Annotated in this window: 3 protein-coding genes; all 3 read right to left on the bottom strand. The window is 45.2% G+C overall.

The genetic code is table 11. The features are described from left to right. Positions 1 to 305 precede the first annotated feature (305 nt). On the bottom strand, positions 306 to 1,046 hold the full coding sequence (locus tag JGK07_RS00030) for a Uma2 family endonuclease (protein ID WP_293187172.1): 741 nt from the start codon (positions 1,044 to 1,046) through the stop codon (positions 306 to 308). 297 nt (positions 1,047 to 1,343) lie between these two features. Further along, complete coding sequence (locus JGK07_RS00035; RefSeq protein ID WP_293187171.1) at positions 1,344 to 2,438, bottom strand: ArsA family ATPase; 1,095 nt, start codon at positions 2,436 to 2,438, stop codon at positions 1,344 to 1,346. 225 nt (positions 2,439 to 2,663) lie between these two features. Further along, positions 2,664 to 2,864 carry a DUF2862 domain-containing protein gene (locus tag JGK07_RS00040; RefSeq protein ID WP_293155850.1) on the bottom strand — a complete coding sequence of 67 codons (201 nt, stop codon included), beginning with the start codon at positions 2,862 to 2,864 and terminating at the stop codon, positions 2,664 to 2,666. Positions 2,865 to 3,203 lie beyond the last annotated feature (339 nt).

Below are 3,203 nucleotides of genomic sequence, written 5' to 3' on the forward strand. Positions count from 1 at the left end.
TCTGGTGATGAATCTTTCTGCCAGGGTACGGCAGGCTTTTTGGCTTTTTTTCTGTCTATTTCATAACAAAAACCTTTTTTGATGTTTTTTGGCTTAAATCATTGGTAAAAGCTATGTTTTGCCATCATAAAATTAACACCACTTATATTGTCGAGGCGATCTCAAATTCACTCATCTTTCTAAATGCTGTTTTCTGACTTTTTCAGCAAGCCCTAATTATGCGATCGCCACCCCTTGACAGGTCAAGACAGTATCTACGGAGATTATGTACGCGATTTAAATCGGCGTTTAAATTGCCCAATCATCTATTGCAATTGATTTGGATCGATTCCCATTGCTCGGAGTTGAGCTTCTAAGGCTTGCGATCGCGATCGTTCTTGCTCGAGCAAAGTTTCAGCCTCAGTCGCCCGTTCCTCTGCTTGTTGTCGCAGTTGCTCTGCTTCAGTCGCTTGTGCTTCCGCTTGGCGCCGCAGTTGAGCGAGTTCCACAAAACTCATAAATGCTTCTCCGTTTGGCCCGAACATTTCGAGTCCGGTTTCAGATAATTGGAACCGCACGCCCAATCTCGGACTGATCCAACCGTCTATTTGTTCGATCGCCTCTAACTCTTCCTCAACCCGCTGCCATCCTGTCAATTCTAATGTTTGTGGGTCGTACAAATAGTATTCTTCCACGCCGTAACGTTCGTAAAATTTGAACTTTTGAATCATCGGAGCAGGCCGATTTCCCGGCGACCAAATTTCAAAAACGACTTGCGGCGGAATATTATCTTCATTCCACTGTTGATAGGAACCTCGATATCCTTTTGGTCTACCAAAAACTACCATCACATCTGGTGCTTGGCAAAGTTTATTATTTCTTTCAACGGGATACCAAAGCAAGTCGCCGGCTACGAAAACATTCGGGTCATTCGCAAACAATAGTTCGGAATTTTCCTTAATCCAAACGATTAATCGAAACTGCTCAGTATTGTCTGACATTGGTTCTCCGTTATCGTCAGGGTATACGATGTTTTGTTGGTCGGGAGATTGCAGTTGTCTAACCATTGCTGTTTTCCCAAATTTGCTAATGATTTTATATTATAGACGCACTGCGGGCGATCGTATTTTCCAAGATTTATCGATAATTTTCAGTGTTTGTGGTCGTAGGGTGCGGATCCATGAAAAATCCCTAAATTATAGCCTTTCTCGGAAAGATGAGGTATGACTGACAGCTTATATAACCATTTAAACGTATAGGGCCCAAGCCCAACAACGTACCCCATACAACTACTAATAAAAATAATGTGGAACGGGCAAGATGCCCGTTCCAAAATTTACCCAAAATCCCGAACAACTTAACTGCTAAAAAGAAATAATCAAGTAACCATTCTGGAATTTAGCACCTGTGACAGATTTTCCAGTTAGCGCCGGAGGAAGCAAGATATTGCGCCGCTGATCGCCCGCTTCGATCGTCACTTCCGGCCCGGATTGAATCAATTTAATTTCTTTCTTGTCAAACCCAGGCAAAAACAAACTAACTAGACGCTGTGCAGTGTTGATGTTAATCGGTTTAGGAGCTTTCCCAGCTTCAGAAAAATCTGGCAAAGCATCAATTAACGGCTGCCAATTATTATCGCTGTGGGCCGGCACAGAAACTGCTGTCAAAGGATCGAAATCAGCAGCAATCGTTTCTGTAAGCGGTGCTTGATTGACAATCACACCGCCGACAGTTAAACCAATTTGTTGAGAACTTCCCCACAAATAGCGCGCAGTGCCGATCGCACTTGCATCCCCAGTCGTCACCAAATAAGCGGCGGTGCGGTTCGGATCTGCCAGCGCTTCCTTACCCTTATCCAACAGATTATCGACTTGCTTGGTAGATTGAAAAGCATTGTCTCCCGACATATCCACCGTCAACACGGTACTGACAACCGGTTGAATAAAAGGCGACAAAGCTTTCCCCAAATCCGAATCTACCAACGCTTGGCGGAAGCGACGGATGTACCAGCTCAAAATTTCCGGCATTCCCAACATCCGCAGCGTATCCATGCCGCCGCTGCCGTCATACACAATGACATCATATTGTTTGCTGTCGTCGTATTCCCGAAGTTCATTCAACGCCAGCGCGCTGTCCATCCCAGGTAACACTCCCAATTCTTGCCCGTAAATCTGCTTGAAAAACGGAGTGCGGACATATTGAGCTTCTAGTTGTTTAATTTCGTCCCACCTGCGTTCTAGCAGCGGCGCGCTGTTCACCTGAACTGCTTTGAAGTTGGGGGCGATTTCCTGTGGCGTGGGAGTCAGGGGAACCCCTAGCAGAATACCCAATGCAGGCCCCGGATCTTGGCCGAGTAGCAGAACTCGCTTGCCTTGAGCCGCATATTTTTTAGCTGTTGCGATCGCGATCGTGCTGCGGCCAGTGCCGCCTTTGCCCAAAAATGTCAAAATCAAAGCCATTTTCTGTTCTCAGTGCCAAAGCTTACTACTTAACATTTAAGCGCAACCTTCAGCCAGAGTTGTCAGTTGTCAGTGGGTAGTTGTCAGTGGTTAGTGGGCTGTGGGCTGTGGGCAGTAGGTAGTTGTTCTTTCTGATTCCTGATGTGTGAGTTGTTAGCTGCTACCAATAACAACTGACAACTGACAACTAACAACTGCCCACTGCCCACTGACAACGGCCTTCTACTAAACGGCTTCTAGCTCATCTTCAAAGAACCAAGTCGCAAAACCGTCAAACTTGACAACCACGCCTACTCCGCTGCCATCAACCATTCTGAATCCGTCAACAGTGCCTACTGGATTTTCCTTTATCTTGCCCACCATATTTGCAGGTATCCGATCTCTGAGACGGCGTACCTTAACTCTCTGACCTACTTCTATTGCCACTGAAATTGTTCTCCTGCTCTACATAACTTATATACAAGCGTTCATTTTACAGTTTGGCGGTCTCGATCGAGCAGCAACACCACCGGGCCCGATCGCCCGCCATGATTTTCCAGCGAAATTTTCGATCAAATTTCCCTAAAAGACGGTATTATAAAACTTTATTAAGTTTGTAAGCAGTAGTAAGCAATAGTAGTATCATATAGTCAAAATGGTCAACTGAGAGAATTATTGCGATCGTCCAAAAATGGAGAGTCTGAATGCAACTAGCAGAGAGGCACATCATTAAATCCACCGAGAATCGTTTTGTTGAAATTGACGAATTAGCCTTTAAATCCAAAA

It is taken from the genome of Microcoleus sp. PH2017_24_DOB_U_A, assembly GCF_020738205.1.
Lineage (GTDB): Bacteria > Cyanobacteriota > Cyanobacteriia > Cyanobacteriales > Microcoleaceae > Microcoleus.

Excerpts from the sequence above, each read along its gene's own strand:
- JGK07_RS00030 (WP_293187172.1), bottom strand. The coding sequence starts at position 1,046 with ATGGTTAGACAACTGCAATCTCCCGACCAACAAAACATCGTATACCCT.
- JGK07_RS00035 (WP_293187171.1), bottom strand. The coding sequence starts at position 2,438 with ATGGCTTTGATTTTGACATTTTTGGGCAAAGGCGGCACTGGCCGCAGC.